13 protein-coding genes are annotated in these 15,405 nt (G+C 61.4%); 10 read left to right on the plus strand and 3 right to left on the minus strand.

Features of this window, described 5'->3' with window-relative positions; all coding sequences use genetic code 11:
• Positions 1-21: 21 nt before the first annotated feature.
• The 9 genes from nusA (at position 22) to AC1ECN_RS08610 (ending at position 11,720) form a co-directional block, all read left to right on the plus strand.
• Complete coding sequence (gene nusA / locus AC1ECN_RS08570) at positions 22-1,623, plus strand: transcription termination factor NusA (protein WP_477952724.1); 1,602 nt, start codon at positions 22-24, stop codon at positions 1,621-1,623.
• Positions 1,620-2,312 (plus strand): RNA-binding protein, encoded by a 693-nt coding sequence (locus AC1ECN_RS08575; RefSeq protein ID WP_017989926.1) that lies wholly within the window; start codon positions 1,620-1,622, stop codon positions 2,310-2,312. The genes nusA and AC1ECN_RS08575 overlap by 4 nt, the downstream gene beginning before the upstream one ends.
• A gap of 101 nt (positions 2,313-2,413) precedes the next feature.
• Positions 2,414-5,167 (plus strand): translation initiation factor IF-2, encoded by a 2,754-nt coding sequence (gene infB, locus AC1ECN_RS08580; RefSeq protein WP_024323169.1) that lies wholly within the window; start codon positions 2,414-2,416, stop codon positions 5,165-5,167.
• 149 nt (positions 5,168-5,316) lie between these two features.
• Complete coding sequence (gene rbfA, locus AC1ECN_RS08585) at positions 5,317-5,721, plus strand: 30S ribosome-binding factor RbfA (protein WP_018070398.1); 405 nt, start codon at positions 5,317-5,319, stop codon at positions 5,719-5,721.
• 13 nt (positions 5,722-5,734) lie between these two features.
• A complete protein-coding gene (gene truB, locus AC1ECN_RS08590) occupies positions 5,735-6,667 on the plus strand; it encodes a tRNA pseudouridine(55) synthase TruB (protein ID WP_024323168.1) in 933 nt (310 codons plus the stop codon).
• Positions 6,668-6,762: 95 nt separating this feature from the next.
• On the plus strand, positions 6,763-7,614 hold the full coding sequence (locus tag AC1ECN_RS08595; RefSeq protein ID WP_130662609.1) for an alpha/beta fold hydrolase: 852 nt from the start codon (positions 6,763-6,765) through the stop codon (positions 7,612-7,614).
• Positions 7,615-7,767: 153 nt separating this feature from the next.
• Positions 7,768-8,037, plus strand: coding sequence for a 30S ribosomal protein S15 (gene rpsO, locus AC1ECN_RS08600; protein WP_003544317.1), 270 nt, complete (start codon positions 7,768-7,770; stop codon positions 8,035-8,037).
• A gap of 348 nt (positions 8,038-8,385) precedes the next feature.
• A complete protein-coding gene (gene pnp / locus AC1ECN_RS08605; RefSeq protein WP_026170768.1) occupies positions 8,386-10,524 on the plus strand; it encodes a polyribonucleotide nucleotidyltransferase in 2,139 nt (712 codons plus the stop codon).
• 179 nt (positions 10,525-10,703) lie between these two features.
• Entirely contained in the window at positions 10,704-11,720 is a 1,017-nt protein-coding gene (locus AC1ECN_RS08610; protein WP_026170769.1) for a class I SAM-dependent methyltransferase, read from the plus strand.
• A gap of 96 nt (positions 11,721-11,816) precedes the next feature.
• Here the strand turns inward: AC1ECN_RS08610 and fabI are convergent, their stop codons facing one another.
• The 3 genes from fabI to fabA are packed head-to-tail and all read right to left on the minus strand — an operon-like array spanning position 11,817 to position 14,424.
• Positions 11,817-12,623, minus strand: coding sequence for an enoyl-ACP reductase FabI (fabI, locus tag AC1ECN_RS08615; protein ID WP_018070403.1), 807 nt, complete (start codon positions 12,621-12,623; stop codon positions 11,817-11,819).
• Positions 12,624-12,630: 7 nt separating this feature from the next.
• Positions 12,631-13,863 (minus strand): beta-ketoacyl-ACP synthase I, encoded by a 1,233-nt coding sequence (gene fabB / locus AC1ECN_RS08620; protein WP_477952728.1) that lies wholly within the window; start codon positions 13,861-13,863, stop codon positions 12,631-12,633.
• A 45-nt stretch (positions 13,864-13,908) separates the two neighbouring features.
• Positions 13,909-14,424 carry a 3-hydroxyacyl-[acyl-carrier-protein] dehydratase FabA gene (gene fabA / locus AC1ECN_RS08625; protein ID WP_003555774.1) on the minus strand — a complete coding sequence of 172 codons (516 nt, stop codon included), beginning with the start codon at positions 14,422-14,424 and terminating at the stop codon, positions 13,909-13,911.
• A 301-nt stretch (positions 14,425-14,725) separates the two neighbouring features.
• Here fabA and irrA point away from each other — a divergent pair, with 301 nt between their 5' ends.
• Complete coding sequence (gene irrA, locus AC1ECN_RS08630) at positions 14,726-15,145, plus strand: iron response transcriptional regulator IrrA (RefSeq protein ID WP_024323164.1); 420 nt, start codon at positions 14,726-14,728, stop codon at positions 15,143-15,145.
• Positions 15,146-15,405 lie beyond the last annotated feature (260 nt).

The following is a 15,405-nucleotide window of genomic DNA, read 5'->3' on the forward strand; positions in this document are numbered from 1 at the left end:
TAAAGACGGAGAAACAAGACAATGGCAGTCAGTGCGAACCGGCTCGAACTTCTGCAGATCGCAGATGCAGTGGCGCGCGAAAAAGTCATCGACCGCGAGATCGTGCTGGCCGCAATGGCCGATGCCATCCAGAAGGCGGCACGCTCCCGTTACGGCACCGAGTCCAACATCCGGGCCGACATCAATCCGAAGACCGGCGAAATCCGTCTGCAGCGCCTGCTCGAAGTCGTCGACAAGGCCGAGGATTATTCGACGCAGATCCCGCTGGAACTTGCCCGCGACCGCAACCCGGACGCCGCCCTCGGCGACTTCATCGCCGATCCGCTGCCGCCGATGGATTTCGGCCGTATCGCCGCACAGTCGGCCAAGCAGGTGATCGTCCAGAAGGTCCGCGAAGCCGAGCGTGACCGCCAGTTCGACGAATTCAAGGATCGCGTCGGCGAAATCGTCAACGGTACCGTCAAGCGCGTCGAATACGGGAACGTCATTGTCGATCTCGGCCGTGGCGAAGGCATCATCCGCCGCGACGAAATGATCCCGCGCGAAAACGTCCGCTATGGCGATCGCGTCCGTGCATACGTCTATGATGTCCGTCGCGAGCAGCGCGGCCCGCAGATCTTCCTGTCGCGCACGCATCCGCAATTCATGGTGAAACTCTTCACCATGGAAGTGCCGGAGATTTACGACGGCATCATCCAGGTGAAGTCGGTCGCCCGCGATCCGGGTTCGCGCGCCAAGATTGCGGTGATCTCGAACGACAGCTCGATCGATCCGGTCGGCGCCTGCGTCGGTATGCGCGGCTCGCGCGTTCAGGCCGTCGTCGGCGAGCTCCAGGGCGAGAAGATCGACATCATTCCGTGGTCGCAGGACCCGGCGACCTTCGTCGTCAATGCCCTGCAGCCGGCCGAAGTCGCCAAGGTCGTTCTCGACGAGGATGCCGAGCGTATCGAAGTCGTCGTTCCCGACGAGCAGCTGTCGCTTGCGATCGGCCGTCGCGGCCAGAACGTCCGCCTCGCCTCGCAGCTGACCGGCTGGGATATCGACATCATGACGGAGGCCGAGGAATCGGAACGCCGCCAGAAGGAATTCAACGAGCGCACCAACCTGTTCATGGATTCGCTCGATGTCGACGAGATGGTCGGCCAGGTTCTGGCTTCGGAAGGTTTTGCCGCGGTTGAAGAACTGGCTTATGTCGATCTCGACGAAATCTCTTCGATCGACGGTTTCGACGAGGAGACGGCGCAGGAAATCCAGCAGCGCGCCCGCGAATTCCTCGAGCGTCTCGAAGCCGAGATGGACGAGAAGCGCAAGGCGCTCGGTGTCCAGGACGAACTGCGTGAAATCAACGGCATGACCGCCCAGATGATGGTGGCGCTCGGCGAAGACGGCATCAAGTCGATCGAGGACTTTGCCGGCTGCGCTGCCKACGATCTCGTCGGCTGGTCGGAACGCAAGAACGGCGAAACGAAGAAGTTCGAGGGCCTGTTCTCGAAGTTCGACGTCTCGCGCGTCGAAGCAGAACAGATGATCGTCCAGGCCCGCCTTTCGGCTGGCTGGATCACGCAAGAGGACCTGGATAAGGGGACCGAAGAAGAGGTCACCGAAGCCGAACAAGAAGCATGATGACCGCGCATGAACCGGACGCTCCTCTCGAGGACGACGATCTTGCAGGTTATGACGTGAACGGACGCATGTGCATCGTGACGCGCGAAAGCGGATCGCCGGAAGAGCTGATCCGCTTCGTCGCCGCTCCCGATGGAACAGTTGTCGCCGACCTGAAGCGCGAGCTTCCGGGACGCGGATGCTGGGTGAAGATCGACCGGTCGCTGGTCGACAGGGCAGTGGCGAAGAAGCTCTTCGCCCGCGCGCTGAAGACGGATGTAAAGGCGGCGGACGATCTCGGCGCGAGTGTCGATCGGCTGCTCGCGGCGCAATTGATGCAGATGATGAACATGGCGCGGAAAGCCGGCCAGTTCGTCAGCGGGTCCTCGAAAGTGGATGCCGCGGTCAGAAGCGGAGCAGCCCTTGCGGTGTTCCACGCGACTGGTGCAGCGGACGACGGCGTCCGGAAAATCGACCAGGCCCGCAAGGCCTGGCACCTCGGAATGGAGACCGAGGAGGAGATACCTTCCTTCCGTCTCTTCTCGGAGAGCGAAATGGAAGGCCTGATGGGCCAGAATGCTTTTATCCATGCCGCAGTGCTTGCAGGGCAGGCGGGTGAAGGTGTAGTGAAGCGCGCAAAGATGCTCGAACAGTACCGTATTGGCGGTCAGTCCCGGGCAGCGGGCGGCGCTGGCCGGCAAAAACAATGAGGCGGTCACCGGCATCGGCCGGTCCCATACTCATTGATCGACAGTATTGAACGACAGGGTCTGATCTAGTCATCGCTCCCTGTCCGAAGGAACGGGAACGAATGACCGATAGTAACGACGACAAGACAATCAGCGTAGCGGGCAAAAAGACACTCACCCTGAAACCATCGGGGATGAGCCAGGGCACCGTTCGCCAGGATATGGGTCGAGGTCGCACCAAGGCGGTCGTCGTCGAGACCCGTAAGCGGCGCCCGATGCGCCCGGAAGACGAAAAGCCGATCACACCCGTCGCTCCGCCGGCCCCCGTCCGCGCAGCCGAACCGGCGCCCGCACCCGTGCAGGCGCGTCCGCAGCAGCCGACGCCGGCTCCGCGGGTTCAGCAGGGCAACAACAACCAGACGAACCAGCGTCCGCCGCAGCAGTCCCACCAGCCGCCGCGCCAGAACGATCGTCCGCGCCCGGTGGTGCTGAACCATCTGTCGCCGGAAGAGATGGACGCCCGCCGCCGCGCGCTTGCCGACTCCCAGGCGCGTGACGCCCAGGATGCGATCCGCCGCGCCGAGGAAGAAAAGCGCCGTGCCGCCGAAGAGGTGATCCGCAAGGCAGCCGAAGCGGAAGAAGCTGCCCGCAGGGCCGCTGAAGAGGCTATCCGGCAGGCCGAGGCACCCGCTGTTGCTGAACCCGCAGTCGCAGAACCGGCTCCGGCCGAAGCACGCTCCGACGCGCCACGACCGCCGCAGCCCGCATCGTCGGCACCGGCCGCACGCCGGCCCGATGCGGCTGGAGCACCTGCTGCCCGTCCGGCACCCGGCGCTGCCGTCCCTGGGGCCGTTCGCGGCCGTCGCGAAGAAAAGGAAGAAGACGATCGTGGCGCAGCGCGCGGCGGTCCTGTCCGTGGCCGCGTCGTTCGCCCGGAACCCGCAAAGCCGGTCACGACTCGTCCGAAGACGGATGAAGAGCGCCGCCGCGGCAAGTTGACGATCACCACCGCCAATGTGGACGGCGAGGACAATGCCCGCGGTCGGTCGCTCTCGGCGATGCGTCGCCGGCAGGAGAAGTTCCGCCGCGGTCAGATGCAGGAAACCCGCGAGAAGATCTCCCGCGAAGTGGTTCTGCCCGAGACCATCACCATTCAGGAACTGTCGCAGCGCATGTCCGAACGCGCCGTCGACGTCATCAAGTACCTGATGAAGGAAGGCCAGATGATGAAGCCGGGCGACGTCATCGACGCCGACCTTGCCGAAATCATCGCCGGCGAATTCGGCCATACGGTCAGGCGCGTGTCGGAATCCGACGTCGAACTCGGCATCTTCAACGTGTCCGACGACGATGGCGAACTGGTTTCGCGCCCGCCCGTCGTTACCATCATGGGCCATGTCGACCACGGCAAGACCTCGCTGCTCGACGCCATCCGCCATGCCAACGTGGTCTCCGGCGAAGCCGGTGGCATCACCCAGCATATCGGCGCCTATCAGGTGGAGCAGAACGGTCAGAAGATCACCTTCATCGATACGCCCGGCCACGCCGCCTTCACGGCAATGCGTGCCCGCGGTGCGCAGGCGACCGACATCGCGATCCTGGTCGTCGCAGCCGACGACAGCGTGATGCCGCAGACGATCGAATCGATCAACCACGCCAAGGCGGCCGGTGTTCCGATCATCGTGGCGATCAACAAGGTCGATAAGCACGAGGCTGATCCGCAGAAGGTCCGTAACCAACTGCTGCAGCACGAAGTCTTCGTGGAATCCATGGGCGGCGAAGTGCTTGACGTCGAGGTTTCGGCCAAGACCGGCAAGAACCTCGACAAGCTGCTCGAGGCGATCCTGCTGCAGGCGGAAATTCTCGATCTCAAGGCCAATGCGAACCGGACCGCGGAAGGAACGGTYATTGAAGCCCAGCTCGATCGTGGCCGTGGTTCGGTCGCGACCGTGCTCGTCCAGAAGGGTACGCTTCGTCCGGGCCAGATCATCGTTGCCGGCGACGTCTGGGGCCGCGTGCGCGCCCTCGTCACCGACAAGGGCGACCATGTGAAGGAAGCCGGCCCCGCGACCCCGGTCGAGGTTCTCGGTCTGTCCGGCACGCCGCAGGCAGGCGACAAGTTCGCCGTCGTCGAAAGCGAAAGCCGCGCCCGCGAAATCTCGGAATATCGTCAGCGTCTGGCCCGCGACAAGGCGGCTGCCCGCCAGTCGGGACAGCGCGGTTCGCTGGAACAGATGATGATGCAGCGCCAGAGCGTCGGCATCAAGGAGTTCCCGCTGGTCATCAAGGGTGACGTGCAGGGCTCGATCGAAGCGATTGCCGGCGCGCTGGAGAAGCTCGGCACCGACGAAGTCCGCGCCCGCATCGTCCATTCGGGCGCCGGCGGCATCACCGAGTCGGATATCTCGCTCGCTGAAGCCTCGAACGCGGCCATCATCGGCTTCAACGTTCGTGCAAATACGCAGGCACGCCAGTTCGCCGAGCGCGAAGGCATCGAAATCCGCTACTACAACATCATCTACGACCTCGTGGATGACGTGAAGGCAGCGATGTCAGGCCTGCTGTCTCCGGAGCGGCGCGAAACCTTCATCGGCAATGCCGAGATCCTCGAGGTGTTCAACATCACCAAGGTCGGCAAGGTCGCAGGCTGCCGTGTCGTCGAAGGCAAGGTCGAACGTGGTGCAGGCGTCCGCCTCATTCGCAACGACGTCGTCGTTCACGAAGGCAAGCTCAAGACGCTCAAGCGCTTCAAGGACGAAGTGTCCGAAGTGCCGATGGGTCAGGAATGCGGCATGGCCTTCGAAAACTACGAGGACATGCGCGCCGGCGACGTCATCGAGTGCTTCCGCGTCGAGCATATCACGCGCACGCTCTAAACTGCTGCGCCTGAACTTTCCGAAAGCCATCCGCCAGCCGGCGGATGGCTTTCGGGCATCTGTCGACTTGACCTTTTCGACCAAAAGAGTCATGGACGCTCTCCTTTGACGGGTTCGATTCCCAGCCGCATCGGCAAATAGAGATAACAATGACCAGAGTAACTTCTTCCGCGCCTTCGCAGCGCATGCTGCGCATTGGCGAACAGGTTCGCGCCGCTATCACCCAGGTGCTGCAGCGCGGCGAAGTGCGTGACGACGTCATCGAGGCGACCGTGATCTCGATCTCGGAAGTGCGCATGTCGCCGGACCTCAAGATCGCCACCGCCTATGTGACGCCGCTCGGCGTTTCCGACCACAGCATCGTCATCCAGGCGTTGAACCGTCATGCAAGATTCATCCGCGGCCGGCTCGGGCCGCAGCTTCGGCAGATGAAATACATGCCGGAGGTACGCTTCCGCGACGATACCAGCTTCGACAACTACAAGAAGATCGACGAGCTGCTGCGTTCGCCCGAGGTGAGCCGCGACCTCGACGGCGATAATGACGAACAATAAACAGAAGAGACGCATGTCCAAACCACGCAAACCCAAAGGCCGGCCGATTTCCGGCTGGCTGATCCTCGACAAGCCGGTGGATTTCGGCTCGACGGAAGCCGTCTCCAAGATCAAGTGGCTCTATAAGGCTGAGAAGGCCGGTCATGCCGGCACGCTCGATCCGCTCGCCTCCGGCATGCTGCCGATCGCGCTCGGCGACGCGACGAAGACCGTTCCCTACGTGATGGACGGCCGCAAGATCTATGAATTCACGGTGAGCTGGGGCGAGGAGCGTGCGACCGACGATCTCGAGGGCGAGGTGACCAAGAGTTCGGACAAACGCCCGAGCGAACAGCAGATTCGCGATATCCTGCCTGGATATATCGGTACCATCAGCCAGGTGCCGCCGCAGTTTTCCGCTATCAAGATCGCAGGTGAACGCGCCTATGATCTGGCGCGCGAAGGCGAAACCGTCGAAATCCCCTCGCGTGAGGTCGATATCTTCCGGCTGACCTTGCTCGCCTGCCCGGACGCCGATAGCGCGCATTTCGAAGTGGAATGCGGCAAGGGTACTTATGTCAGGGCGCTGGCGCGCGATTTCGGGCGCGAGCTCGGCTGCTACGGCCATGTGTCCGGGCTGCGGCGCACCTTCGTCGCGCCTTTCGCGGAAGAGGCCATGGTGCCGCTCGCGGATCTCGTGGCACTGGAATCAATCGAGGATATGGACGAGCGCCTGGCGGCCCTCGACGCGCTGCTGATCAACACCTGCGAAGCGCTATCCTCCCTGCCCCATCTCGTCATCAATGACGACCAGGCGCACCGGCTGAAGATGGGCAACCCGATCCTGGTGCGTGGCCGCGATGCGCCGGTTGCCGAAAGCGAAGCCTATGCGACGGCCCGCGGCAGGCTAATCGCGATCGGCGAGATCGGCCAGGGCGAGTTTCGCCCGAAGCGGGTTTTCGGCTGAGCCTATCTGGCTTTCTGACAACGACAGAGATTGTCAGCCGGCAGCAATGCGGTATTTTCCCTGTCGGGCCATGGCGGCCCGACAGGGGGAAGACTATGCGCGGAATTGTTATCGCAATCCTGACGTTCTTTTCGATGTTGCTTGCCGTCGCCGGCGCTCAATCCGCCGAGCGCTGGGCCGAGCTTCCGGCCTTTCCTTCAATGCCGGTGGCAAAGACGAGCGGCATGGCCGATGTGAACGACATCAAGATGTATTACGCAGAGTATGGCGAAGGCGAGCCGATCCTCTTCATCCATGGCGGACTTGGAAATGCCGACGTCTGGGGTCACCAGGTCGCCGATTTTGCCAAGGATCACCTGGTCATCGTTGCCGACAGCCGCGGACATGGGCGCTCGACGCGCAGCCAGCAGCCCTTCGGTTACGACCTGATGACGTCTGACTACGTCGCGCTTCTCGACTATCTGAAGATCGACAAGGTGACACTTGTGGGATGGTCGGATGGCGGAATCATCGGCATCGACATGGCGATGAAACATCCGGAGAAGCTGATGCGCGTCATTGCCCACGCGGCAAACGTCACGACCGACGGCCTCAAGGCTGACGTGATGAGCAACAAGACCTTCAACGACTACATCAACGTCGCCGGCGAATATTACAAGAAGCTGTCGCCGACGCCGAACGAGTACGACGCCTTCGTGAAACAGATTTCCCACATGTGGAAGACCCAGCCGGCCTGGACGGCAGCGGATCTTGGAAAGATCGCGGTGCCGGTCACGCTCGCCATCGGCGACCATGATGAGGCCGTAAAGCTCGACCATACGGAGATGATGGCGAAAGACATTCCGGGCGCCAAGCTGGTGATCCTGAAAGACGCCAGCCATTTCGCCATGCTGCAGGATCCCGCGGGCTACGATGCAATGATCTGGGACGCCATGGCGGGCCGCTGAAAACCGCTGCGGGAGCTCCCCTCTTTCCATCGCTGCTTATTTGGTTTATAGGCAGCGCCAGCGTCAGGTTCGCCTGCTCGCATTCACGGCCAAAGCTGGACGACATCCCGGCTTTTGGCGACTCTATCTCCTCCTCTTAGAAAGGATCACCCGATGTCGATCACTGCTGAGCGCAAGTCTGCGCTGATCAAGGAATATGCGACCGTTGAAGGCGATACCGGTTCTCCGGAAGTCCAGGTCGCGATCCTGACCGAGCGCATCAACAACCTGACCGAACACTTCAAGGACCACAAGAAGGATAACCATTCCCGCCGTGGCCTGCTGACGATGGTTTCGAGCCGCCGCTCGCTTCTTGATTATCTCAAGAAGAAGGATGAAGGCCGCTATTCCAAGCTGATCACCAGCCTGGGTATCCGCCGCTAAGATTATCCGGCGGGCGCTTTCCCAAGCGCCCGCCGGATGTGTTTCGGGACACGGCTCCCGATGAAATGTTCCAGCCGCGCCCTATTTTACGCGGTGGAAAGACCGGCAGGCCCGGATGGGCCGGATCTGCCAAACCAACCGTTGACCTGTCATGGGGCAGGATTGCCGGATGCTTTCGGCCAAGGCTTGTCAATGAGCTTTGGCCCGGTTTCTCAAGAACTCCTGAGGAAGCCGAAGATGAAAAGCCTCCCGTTGTCTTGCCCGTGATACGTCACATTGATTGCGGTCGACTGTGCGCTGCGCCTTGATATCGGCGATGGCGCGTGCTCCCGCATTGAAGGACAAGAGATGTTTGATACACACACAGTGGAAATCGAGTGGGCCGGCCGCCCGCTGAAGCTCGAAACCGGCAAGATCGCCCGTCAGGCCGACGGCGCGGTTCTCGCCACCTACGGCGAAACCGTCGTTCTCGCCACCGTCGTCTCGGCCAAGTCGCCGAAGCCCGGCCAGGACTTCTTTCCGCTCACCGTCAACTACCAGGAAAAGACCTACGCAGCCGGCAAGATCCCCGGCGGCTATTTCAAGCGCGAAGGCCGCCCGAGTGAAAAGGAAACCCTGGTTTCCCGCCTGATCGACCGCCCGATCCGCCCGCTCTTCCCGGAAGGCTACAAGAACGACACGCAGGTTGTCGTTACCGTTATCCAGCATGACCTCGAAAACGATCCGGACATCTTGTCGATGGTCGCTACCTCGGCTGCGCTGACGCTCTCCGGCGTTCCCTTCATGGGCCCGGTCGGCGGTGCGCGCGTCGGCTACATCAACGGCGAATACGTTCTCAACCCGCATCTCGACGAGATGGATGAATCGAGCCTCGACCTCGTCGTCGCCGGTACCTATGACGCCGTGCTGATGGTGGAATCCGAAGCCAAGGAACTCAACGAAGACGTCATGCTCGGCGCCGTCATGTTCGGCCACAAGGGCTTCCAGCCGGTTCTCGACGCGATCATTAAGCTCGCCGAAGTTGCCGCCAAGGAGCCGCGCGACTTCCAGCCGGCAGATTACTCCGCTCTCGAAAACGAGATGCTCGGCCTTGCCGAAGGTGAACTGCGCAATGCCTACAAGATCACCCAGAAGGCCGACCGCTACGCCGCCGTCGACGCCGTCAAGGCGAAGGTGAAGGCGCATTTCCTCCCCGAGGAAGGCGAAGCCAAGTACACGGCCGAAGAAGTCGGCGCGATCTTCAAGCACCTGCAGGCGAAGATCGTCCGCTGGAACATCCTCGACACCAAGAGCCGCATCGACGGCCGCGACCTTGAGACCGTTCGTCCGATCGTTTCGGAAGTCGGTCTTCTGCCGCGTACGCACGGTTCGGCGCTCTTCACCCGCGGTGAAACGCAGGCGATCGTCGTTGCCACCCTCGGCACCGGCGAAGATGAGCAGTATGTCGACAGCCTGACGGGCATGTACAAGGAGCGCTTCCTGCTCCATTACAACTTCCCTCCCTACTCGGTTGGCGAGACCGGCCGCATGGGTTCCCCGGGTCGCCGCGAAATCGGCCACGGCAAGCTCGCATGGCGCGCGATCCGTCCGATGCTGCCGACGGTCGAGCAGTTCCCCTACACGCTGCGCGTCGTCTCCGAGATCACCGAGTCGAATGGCTCGTCCTCGATGGCGACTGTCTGCGGTACCTCGCTCGCTCTGATGGACGCCGGCGTTCCGCTGGCAAAGCCGGTTGCCGGTATCGCCATGGGTCTGATCCTGGAAGGCGATCGCTTCGCTGTCCTGTCCGACATTCTCGGTGACGAAGACCACCTCGGCGACATGGACTTCAAGGTCGCCGGTACCGCCGACGGCATCACGTCGCTGCAGATGGACATCAAGATCGCCGGTATTACCGAAGAGATCATGAAGGTCGCACTTGGCCAGGCCCAGGGCGGTCGCGCCCACATCCTCGGCGAAATGTCCAAGGCCATCACCGAAAGCCGCGGTCAGCTCGGTGAATTCGCTCCGCGCATCGAAGTCATGAACATCCCGGTCGACAAGATCCGTGAAGTCATCGGCTCGGGCGGCAAGGTCATTCGCGAAATCGTCGAAAAGACCGGCGCGAAGATCAACATCGAGGACGACGGCACCGTCAAGATCGCCTCGTCTTCGGGCAAGGAAATCGAAGCGGCCCGCAAGTGGATCCACTCGATCGTTGCCGAGCCTGAAATTGGCCAAGTCTACGAAGGCACGGTCGTCAAGACCGCCGACTTCGGCGCCTTCGTCAACTTCTTCGGCGCCCGCGACGGCCTCGTCCACATCTCGCAGCTCGCTTCCGAGCGTGTTGCCAAGACGCAGGACGTCGTCAAGGAAGGCGACAAGGTCTGGGTCAAGCTGCTCGGCTTCGACGAACGCGGCAAGGTTCGCCTGTCGATGAAGGTCGTCGACCAGGCCACCGGCCAGGAAATTGCGAACGAGAAGAAGAAGGAAGAAGCGGCCGAATAAGCCGCCTTCCAGATTTAATACCGGGCGCGGGAATGCTTCCGCGCCCTTTTTTGTATCCTGAAGCGCGAGGCGATCTTTCAGATTCGCTTGCCGCCCTTCAGGTCTTCGGTTTGGCGCATGTCGTGCTCGCAAAACCGCTGAACACTTTTGCGCGACATGCTTTAAGACGAGACGAGACCATGAGCAGCGAGACGCTGAAGACCCTGTTCCATCCCTTTGCCAGCGGCACAGTCGAGGCGCCCGGCGAGGGCGAGCGCGTGCTCTTCCTCGGCGCCGAGGCAGGCTTTGCGTTGCCGGAAGGCTTCGCCGCCTCGCTCAGCGCCGTCCAGGGCTTCCGGCCACTCTATCGGCAGCTGCTGGCGCAGCGGATCGAGGCGAAGCCGGAGATCGACGGCGAGGACTACGATGCCGCTCTGGTGCTCTGCACCAAGCACAAGGGCGAGAACGAGGCCAATCTGGCTGCCGCTATCGCCCGCACGCGGCTCGGCGGCCTGATCGTCGTTGCCGGCGCGAAGGAAGACGGCATCCAGCCGCTGCGCAAGCGGATGGAAGGTTTCAATCTCGCAGTCGACTATATGCCGAAATATCACGGCGTTGCCTTCTGGTTCGGCCGGCCGGCGGATGCCGACGAGATTATCTCCAAGCTGGCAAAGTCGCCGGTGCGTGTCGACGGCCGTTTCAATGCAACCGCCGGCATGTTCTCGCATGACCGGATCGATGCCGGATCGGAACTGCTTGCCTCGCGCCTGCCGCAAGATTTCACCGGCGACGTTGCGGATTTTGGCGCCGGGTGGGGCTACCTCTCCGCCGAACTGGCGCAGAAGTCGCGTGGACTGACCCGCCTCGACCTCTACGAGGCCGATCACGCGGCTCTGGAGGCCGCCAGGGATAATCTGGCGGAGAACTGCCCGAACGCGCCTGCGCGCTTCTTCTGGCACGATCTGGCGGGCGAACCGGTCAAGGATAAATACGACCTCGTCATCATGAACCCGCCCTTCCACGAGGGCCACGCCGCCGACCCGGCGCTCGGCCAGGCAATGATCAAGACTGCCGCATCCGCCCTTCGCGGCGGCGGCCGCCTGATGCTCGTCGCCAATCGCGGCCTGCCTTACGAGCCGGTTCTGGCGGCAAATTTCAGGGAAAGCGGTGAAACCTGCCGCAATGCCCGCTTCAAGGTTCTCTGGGCGAAGAAATAGGGCTTAGGCTGCCTCGATACCGAACCATTGCGATTAATAGAAAAAGGCCGTGCGCATCATCTGCGCACGGCCTTTTGATTTTCAACGGAGTTGTGGTTATTCGACATCCGCTTTGCGCAGCGTTTCCAGCGTCGGCATGGAGGTGACGTTGAAGCCGGCGTCGACGAAGTGGATTTCGCCGGTGACGCCGGAGGAAAGGTCGGAGAGTAGGTAGAGAGCCGAACTGCCGACCTGATCGATGGTGACGGTCTTGCGCAGCGGCGCATTGCGCTGGTTCCAGGAGAGGATCGCGCGCGCATCAGAGATGCCGGCGCCGGCAAGCGTGCGAATCGGGCCGGCGGAAATGGCATTGACGCGGATGCCGCGCGGGCCATAATCGGCAGCAAGGTACCGCACCGAAGCCTCAAGCGCTGCCTTGGCAACCCCCATGACGTTGTAATTCGGGATGACGCGCGTCGAGCCATTATAGGTCAGCGTCAGCATCGCGCCACCATCTTCCATCAATGGAGCGCAGCGCTTGGCGATCTCGGTGAAGGAAAAACAGGAAATGACCATGGTTCGGCTGAAATTCTCACGCGTCGTATCGGCGTAGAGACCCTTCAGCTCGTTCTTGTCGGAAAAGCCGATGGCATGGACGATGAAATCGAGCTTGCCCCAGCGCTCCTTGATCGCGTCGACGACGGCCTCGACCGAGGCGATGTCCTCGACGTCACAGGGCAGCACGAAATCTGAGCTGACCTCGGCAGCAAGCGGCTTGACGCGCTTGCCGAGCGCATCGCCCTGATAGGTGAAAGCGAGTTCCGCACCCTGTGCGGCGAGAGCTTTTGAAATCCCCCATGCGATCGAGTGGTTGTTGGCGACGCCCATGACGAGCCCGCGCTTACCCTGCATGATTCCCATCATATTATTATTATCCGTTATAGCGCTGGAAGACCAGCGTGGCGTTGGTGCCGCCGAAGCCGAAGGAATTGGAGAGGGCAATGTCGATCTTCGCGTCGTCGATGCGCTTGCGCACGATCGGCACGCCTTCGAATTCTGGGTCGAGCTCGGTGATATGGGCGCTTTCGCCGATGAAGCCTTGCTGCATCATCAGCAGGGAATAGATCGATTCCTGCACGCCGGCAGCGCCAAGCGAATGGCCGGTCAGCGACTTGGTCGACTGGATATGCGGGATCTTCGAGCCGAATACCTCGCGGATGGCGCCGATTTCCTTGCTGTCGCCGACCGGCGTCGACGTGCCGTGGGTGTTGACGTAGTCGACGTCGCCTTTGACGGTGGCAAGCGCCTGGCGCATGCAGCGGATAGCGCCTTCGCCCGAGGGGGCGACCATGTCGTAGCCGTCCGAGGTTGCGCCGTAGCCGACGATTTCGGCGTAGATCTTGGCACCGCGAGCCTTGGCGCGCTCCAGTTCCTCAAGCACCAGCACGCCGGCGCCGCCGGCGATGACGAAACCGTCGCGGTTGACGTCATAGGCGCGCGAGGCACTGTCCGGCGTGTCGTTATATTTGGAGGACATGGCGCCCATCGCATCGAAGAGATTGGACATCGTCCAGTCGAGATCCTCGTGGCCGCCCGCGAACATCACGTCCTGCTTGCCCCACTGGATCATCTCGGCGGCGTTGCCGATGCAATGCGCCGAGGTCGAGCAGGCCGACGAGATCGAATAATTGACGCCGTGGATCTTGAACCAGGTGGCGAGCGTGGCCGATGCGGTCGAGGACATTGCCTTCGGCACGGCGAAGGGGCCGATGCGCTTCGGGCTGTTGTTTTTTATGGTGATCTCGGCAGCTTCGATCAGGGTGCGGGTGGACGGACCGCCGGAGCCCATGATGATGCCGGTACGTTCATTCTGAGCGTAGTCTTTCTCTTCCAGGCCGGAATCGGCAAGGGCCTGTTTCATGGCCACATGGTTCCAGGCGCCGCCCTGCGACAGGAAGCGCATGGCGCGGCGGTCGACCAGTTCGGCAAGTTCCGCCGAACCGAGCTTCGGACTGCCCCAGACMTGGCACTTGAATCCATGTTCGGCGAAATCGCTCGAAAAGGAGATACCCGACTTTGCCTGCCGCAAGGATTYGGTGACTTCGGCCGCGTCGTTTCCGATCGAGGACACGACACCCAGACCCGTGACAACTACCCGTCTCATCTGATCAAACCTTTGTTGTTTTCGTCAGCCGCTCGAAATGCGGTTTCAGGCCGTCTTGTCTTTCGATAGACCGACGCGAAGGTCGGCCGCCTGATATATGGTCTCGCCGTCCGCCTTTAGCCAGCCGTCGGCCGTGCCGAGGACCAGACGGCCGCGCATGACACGTTTGAAGTCGATGCCATATTCGATCAGCTTCGTCTGCGGCCGGACCATGCCCTTGAATTTCACTTCGCCGGTCGAAAGCGCCATGCCTCGGCCTTGCTCGCCGAGCCAGCCCAGAAAGAAACCGGTCAGCTGCCACATTCCGTCGAGACCGAGGCAGCCCGGCATGATCGGATTGCCTTCGAAATGGCAAGGAAAATACCAGTCGTCGGGGCGAACGTCATATTCGGCCCGGAGGTAGCCCTTATCGAAGGTGCCGCCCGTTTCGGAAATATCCGTGATGCGGTGAACCATCAGCATAGGCGGCAGGGGCAGCTGTGCATTGCCGGGGCCGAACAGCTCGCCATGTGCGCAAGCGATGAGTTCTTCATACGAGAAGCTGGACTGTCTGGTCGTCATAAAGTTTCTTTTTCCCCCCGCGTCAAGCCGATGGATGTGAACGTGTAGTCCAAGTTCTTCAGAAAATGAAGCACAAGCAAGGCAACTTCATTCATCGTCCCGGACCAGGCTTACGCCATTATTTGGTGGTCGCATACAGGAAGGCTAGGGCCGGGACCAGACCTATTTGCGTCAAAAGCCCGTTTTTGCCGCGTTTATCAGGCTCCTGTCCCCATTGAACTATTGAAAGGCTCTGATGCAAAAGTTATACCGCTTAAAGAAACATGATTGCTTTATGCCAGAATAACCGGAGTTGGTTTTGATGACGGGTGCACTCCCGATCGCAATAGAGGTAAGGCTGCGCTGTGCGGGCCTGCGCCCCACCCGCCAGCGTGTTGCGCTCGGCGACCTCCTGTTTGCCAAGGGTGATCGGCACTTGACCGTCGAGGAACTGCATGAGGAGGCGGTTGCCGCCGGCGTGCCGGTGTCTTTGGCAACCGTCTACAACACGCTGCACCAGTTCACGGAAGCCGGTCTCATCCGCGTTCTCGCCGTCGAGAGCGCCAAGACCTATTTCGACACCAATGTTTCCGACCACCACCATTTCTTCGTCGAAGGCGAGAACGAGGTGCTCGACATACCCGTCAGCAACCTGACGATCGCCAATCTGCCGGAACCGCCTGAGGGCATGGAGATCGCCCATGTCGACGTGGTGATCCGCCTGCGCGCGAAGCAGGGCTGACGATACCTCTCAAGCGCGTCGCGCCGGATCGGCCTCATGCGACGCCCATTAGATCTTTGTTTTTATGCATGTCGTTGTCCCAAAACCGCTGCGCACTTTTGGGCGACATGCATTAGGCTCCAAACCCAATCAAGCCATTGATCAAAATTGATCGCTGTGATTCATTGTGATGGCAATGGGAGTTTTGATGATGGCAGGAGAGTTCTGGCTTGATGATCAGCAGTGGGCGGTGATTGCGCCTCTACTTCCCACGAACCAAC

The sequence above is a fragment of the Rhizobium sp. 01N447_2 genome (assembly GCF_056399245.1).

Coding starts and splice junctions, on each gene's coding strand:
- AC1ECN_RS08575 (WP_017989926.1), top strand. CDS start 1,620: ATGATGACCGCGCATGAACCGGACGCTCCTCTCGAGGACGACGATCTT.
- rbfA (WP_018070398.1), top strand. CDS start 5,317: ATGACCAGAGTAACTTCTTCCGCGCCTTCGCAGCGCATGCTGCGCATT.
- truB (WP_024323168.1), top strand. CDS start 5,735: ATGTCCAAACCACGCAAACCCAAAGGCCGGCCGATTTCCGGCTGGCTG.
- AC1ECN_RS08595 (WP_130662609.1), top strand. CDS start 6,763: ATGCGCGGAATTGTTATCGCAATCCTGACGTTCTTTTCGATGTTGCTT.
- rpsO (WP_003544317.1), top strand. CDS start 7,768: ATGTCGATCACTGCTGAGCGCAAGTCTGCGCTGATCAAGGAATATGCG.
- pnp (WP_026170768.1), top strand. CDS start 8,386: ATGTTTGATACACACACAGTGGAAATCGAGTGGGCCGGCCGCCCGCTG.
- AC1ECN_RS08610 (WP_026170769.1), top strand. CDS start 10,704: ATGAGCAGCGAGACGCTGAAGACCCTGTTCCATCCCTTTGCCAGCGGC.
- fabI (WP_018070403.1), bottom strand. CDS start 12,623: ATGATGGGAATCATGCAGGGTAAGCGCGGGCTCGTCATGGGCGTCGCC.
- fabA (WP_003555774.1), bottom strand. CDS start 14,424: ATGACGACCAGACAGTCCAGCTTCTCGTATGAAGAACTCATCGCTTGC.
- irrA (WP_024323164.1), top strand. CDS start 14,726: ATGACGGGTGCACTCCCGATCGCAATAGAGGTAAGGCTGCGCTGTGCG.